This is a genomic window from Cellvibrio sp. (assembly GCF_053579595.1).
The window spans coordinates 1-5,029 of the sequence record NZ_JBRFPI010000340.1; the positions used below are offsets into that span (position 1 = coordinate 1).

Here is a 5,029-nt window from a genome sequence, read left to right on the forward strand (position 1 = left end):
ACGGTGCGCGGATTGATTATCGCCAGCGCGGGTGATCGCTTTGTTAATTGCAACCCAAGTAAAGACCTCGCACAGCGATTTAATTGGCCACTAGCGTTGCATCCGGATGCGGGTCACGACTTACCAATAGACGATCCCGAATGGCTCTGCCACGTTTTAGACACCTGGCTCAGTTAATTTCCTGTCATTGACTAACAAGGTTTTATGTAGCGGAAAATTCAGCGCGCAGCCCTCAACAAAATTAGCGACTTCGCATTCGCGATAAAGATCACCTTTGCCCTGCCCCGGCTGATTGGGCGCAAGCGGCGGAAACGCCCCGTAGCCTGCCAGTAGACAATGCCAGGATGCGGCATTGAAGGCAGGTTTTATTTTTCGTTGCGCAAGTTCTTCCTCCAGATCACCGCAGCGAAACCACACATCTAACAATTGCAACAAGGATTCAGGCATGTGTTTATTGTCGCGGTTCGCGCGCCAATAACCTGCGCTGTCGCCGGCGCCATTGACCAGCCCACGTGTGTTGAGTTTGTAATGCGCGAGAATATAATCGCGTACACCTTCAAAATGATTATTCACTGTGCGATTAAATTGTTCGCGCCCACCACAGGTGAATTGATGCTGGTCGAGCGCATCGATTAAAGCTTCAATCGTCAATTGCACCAAATGTAATGCGGTGGCTTCCAGCGGTTCGATAAACCCTTGCGACAATCCCAGGCCAACGCAGTTGTAAGCCCAGTGTTGTTCCAATTGCCCTACGCGCATTTGCAGGTGACGACATGCCTGCGCCGAATCACTCACCCCCAGGTGCGCGCGAAATTCTGCTTCCGCTTGATCTTTACTAATAAATTGACTGCTATAAACATAACCATTTCCGCTGCGGTGCATCAGCGGAATATGCCAACACCAACCTGCAGTTAATGCGGTAGAGCGGGTCTCCACCGGAAAATGTTGCGCTGCGGCACTGGGCATCACCACGGCGCTATCGTTAAACAATTGCTGAGCGTAAGAGCGAAACGGCACGCCCAAACCCTGTTGCATTAACAGTGAGGAAAAGCCGGTGCAGTCGATAAAAAAATCACCGTAAATGACATCGCCAGCGCGGGTTTGTAGCGCGCTAATATCACCCGCGTTATTGCGCAGCACCTGCGCGAAGGTTGCCTGGCGATGCACTACACCGCGCGCTGCAGCAACCCGCGCCAGATAGCGCCCGAGCAATTGCGAATCAAAGTGATAGCCGTACTCCATGTGAAAGGGAAAACTTTTTGGTGCAACCGGCGCTTTGCCTTGCCGCGCCAATTCACCATTAACAAAAAACCGCTCAGGCTCCGTTACCACATCCAGACCCAGGCGACGCGTGCGGCAATTGGTAAAAAATGCGCGCTCGTTAAAAACATCCGGTTGGGAATAAAAGGGGTGCGAATAATCGCTCACGCCGGAGGCGGGGCTCCAGTCAACAAAGCGAATATTGGTTTTGTAAGTCGCCTGACATTCCAGCATCCATTGGCGCTCGGGAATGTCGAGCGTTTTAAAAAAACGTTTCAACGAGGGGGTAGAGCCCTCGCCCACACCAACAATAGGAATTTCCGGCGCTTCGATTAAGGTTATCTGAACTTGTTCACGCGGCCATTGTTTTGCAAATAAATTCGCTGCCATCCAACCAGCTGTACCACCACCAAGGATTAGGATGCGCCATGGTTTATCCACCTTGGGTCACCTCGCGCGTGACGCCCGCATACTGAAATAAAAAATCGTCATGAGTTGGCAATTGCGCAAGTGGCTTGCGCTTGGCCGTCGCAATTTGCTCAAGCATCGCGCTCAATTCACTGGCGGGAGGCAAATCAGCACTGGGGTGATAATCGCGCGGCACGATTCCCTGCCCCAGCATGACTTGCAGCCAGGAAGAATCGAGAAAAATATCGCCTGCATCATTGACCACTGAGCCCGTCTCGCGAAACAGCGCCATTTTGTGCGCGAGCCGTTCCGGAATCGGCATGTTGCGCAAATACCGCCAGAAGTCGTTATCGTCACGCTCGTTCAAGTGGTAATGCAAAATAATAAAATCGCGCACGGTTTCGTATTCGCGTTTTGAGTCCTGATTGTATTCATTAACCTGCGCAGCGCTGAAACCTGTGTTGGGAAAATTTTTGGCGAGACGCACAATGGCCGATTGAATTAAATGAATACTGGTGGATTCAAGCGGTTCCAAAAATCCGCTCGACAGGCCAACGGCAATAACATTTTTATTCCACTGTTGCAGTGTCCGTCCGGTTTTAAACTGAATGGGTTTGGGATCGGCAAGCGCAACTGAATCAAGGTTGTTCATTAAGATATGCGCAGCTTCATCGTCACTTAAATACTGCGAGCTATAAACCAATCCATTGCCGTTGCGGTGGGTCAGTGGAATTCGCCACTGCCAACCCACCTTATGGGCGATGGCGCGAGTATAGGGCAAGGTTTTTTCAAAGCGCTGCGAGGGAACTGCCAGCGCGCGATCACAGGGCAGCCAATGTCCCCACTCTTCGTAACCGGTACGCAGCGCGCCCTGAATCAGTAAGCCGCGCATACCGCTGCAATCGATAAATAAATCGCCCGCAATTTGCTGACCATTTTCCATCTGCAAGGATTCAACAAAGCCGGAATCCGGATTGGTTTTTACCGAACTGATTTTCCCCTCGGTGCGCACCACACCAGCCTGCTCGCTCAACTTGCGCAGATAGCGGCCATAGAGGGCAGAATCAAAATGATAAGCATAAGGGAGTTGGTAGAGCGGATCTTTGCTATTAAATTTTCCAAACACACCTGCGCTACAACACAGGTAATTTAAATCGAATTCCCACAGCGCAGCGGAGCTCAACCCCTGCTGACGCGCGCGCAACCAGTAGTGCTGGAATGAGCTGTAGCCAAGGGTAGTTCCCGGTGCACCGAAGGTGTGAAAGTAGCTGTCGCCGCGCTGCTTCCAGTTATCGAAACGTATGGCCATTTTGATGGTGGCCCGGGTCTCGCGCAGAAACTCTGCCTCATTCAAGCCCAGCACCGCATTGAAAGTTTGTATCGGCGGAATAGTTGCCTCACCCACACCGATGATACCGATTTCCTCTGATTCAACTAATTCAATTTCAACGCGCTGCTGCAACATTTTTTTTAACAGCGCAGCACTCATCCACCCCGCTGTACCGCCCCCAGCAACAACTATTTTTTGGATTGGTTTATTCATTGATTCGCAATTCCTTAGGCTGCGCGTAACGGCGTCGCTATGGGTTAATACCAAGCCGGTCACACTAAAGATAGCCGCTTTTATCGCAGCAGATCGCAATAGTCTCACCCATCAACAAAAAAGCCTCCCGGATTCCTCCGGAAGGCTTTTCCAATCATCGCGCTTTAGAAGGAGTAATTGGCATTCAACATATAGGTTGGACCAAATTCGCGGCGCGCAGTGACTATGCCCTGATCGCCTACATCTTCTTCGTCTTCATCGGTCAGGTTGGTACCTTGCAATGACAGACGCAATCCATGCAGCGACTCCCAATCGGAATCAGAAAAATCGTAGCTGATTTGGGCGTCAATCAGTTGCACACCCTTGCGATTGGCATTTTCAATTTTGTTACTGCCACCGCGCTGATAGGTTGCGAAATCACTCCGGTCCGTACCCGCGACACGCACTTCAAATCCACCGGTCGCGTAGTAAATGGTAAGGGAGTGAACCTTATCCGACTGACCGGGAATGGCGGAGCCATCATCCAGTTTGGCGTCAATGAGTGAGCTGGACGCAGCAAAACCGAAACCTTCCAGCGCATCGCTCACCAAGCCCAAGGGCACGTTAGCGGTCAGCTCCCAACCATCCACCGTACCTTTCAGGCCATCTTCAAAGGAGGATGAATAACCCATGAATTGGGCAGGCGCAACCACAGTACCCGCCGTCAGGAACACATCATTGGGGCCGTAGGTGCCATCGGTCTGCACGGTTTTGTTGTGGAACGCCGGTATGTAGTAGTTGGCTCCGCCGTTGGTTGCATCGTTAGAAAAATCTATAACCGTCTGACCTTCGCGCGTCCAGTTGACCAGATCTTTGTAGAAGTAGGTCAGGGAGATGTAACCATCATCCGCAAAGTATTTTTCATAGGCCAGATCAAAATTATTGGACTCTAACGGCCGCAAGCTGGGCGCCCCCTGGAACTTGGACCAGGGCGTGTCCGCGGTGTAATCCGTAGAAAGCAAAATATCGATGTTCTGATCGTACTTCACAAAACCGGAGGCTTTCATTTGGTCGATACGCGCGCGGCTAATCGTTTTGGACGCCCCAAAGCGCACAAATTGGGATTCAGCCACTTCCGCACTCAGGTTCAAGCTGGGCAGCACCTTGGTGTAGCTCGCCCCACCCTCGGCGGTGCGTGTTGGATCCACACTGAAGGTTTCATCCACCAGACCGGTGTAGCCGGTAGAAGCCTGGTCGGTATCCACTACCTGCACCCCGGCATTACCAACCAGATTGATTCCGCTCACTTCGGCATTGATATCCGCTTGCACGTAGAAGGTGGTCACTTCTTCAGTGACCACATAGGAATCACCCAAGCGATCCGGCTCAAGCTCGGCCGCTGAGGTTTGGTAGTAATAACCGTCTTTATAAGGGGCATAGCCATCATAGGCAACCACTTTACCCAAGCCCGCCCAGCTCAGATCCGCAAGGCCGAAGCGATATTTCTCGGGAATAACTTCATCCACTTTTCCGGTGCCATTTCCGTAGGGATAGGTGGGCGAAGTGGCGAAGAAGCCATCGTTAATTTTGGATTTTTCACGATCACTGAAATAGGCGCCAAGAGTCACACCGCTCAGGAAACTCGTATCCAATTCAACGGCAAGCTCGACCTTCACGGTAGTCAGGTCTTCGCTGAAACGCCCTGCATTGAGGAAGCCGTCCTGCGCGTTTTCGTAGGTATAAACACCACCACCGGCTGCCTTTTGCACGTTAGAGGCAAAGACATCGGCCTCGGCGGCCAAGGCCAGGGTTTTTTCAACCGTCCAGGCGGGCAGCACG

At 51.8% G+C, this 5,029-nt stretch carries 2 protein-coding genes and 1 pseudogene; all 3 read right to left on the reverse strand.

Features of this window, described 5'->3' with window-relative positions; translation table 11 throughout:
- Positions 1 to 156: 156 nt before the first annotated feature.
- Positions 157 to 1,701, reverse strand: coding sequence for a tryptophan halogenase family protein (locus ACWA6V_RS17150; RefSeq protein ID WP_449523638.1), 1,545 nt, complete (start codon positions 1,699 to 1,701; stop codon positions 157 to 159).
- Entirely contained in the window at positions 1,694 to 3,211 is a 1,518-nt protein-coding gene (locus ACWA6V_RS17155; protein ID WP_449523639.1) for a tryptophan halogenase family protein, read from the reverse strand. The genes ACWA6V_RS17150 and ACWA6V_RS17155 overlap by 8 nt, the downstream gene beginning before the upstream one ends.
- A gap of 164 nt (positions 3,212 to 3,375) precedes the next feature.
- Positions 3,376 to 5,029, reverse strand: a pseudogene (locus ACWA6V_RS17160) (TonB-dependent receptor); the annotation flags it as partial.

Bases quoted from the DNA above. Each gene is read 5' to 3' on its own strand.
- ACWA6V_RS17155 (WP_449523639.1), bottom strand. From the start codon at position 3,211: ATGAATAAACCAATCCAAAAAATAGTTGTTGCTGGGGGCGGTACAGCG.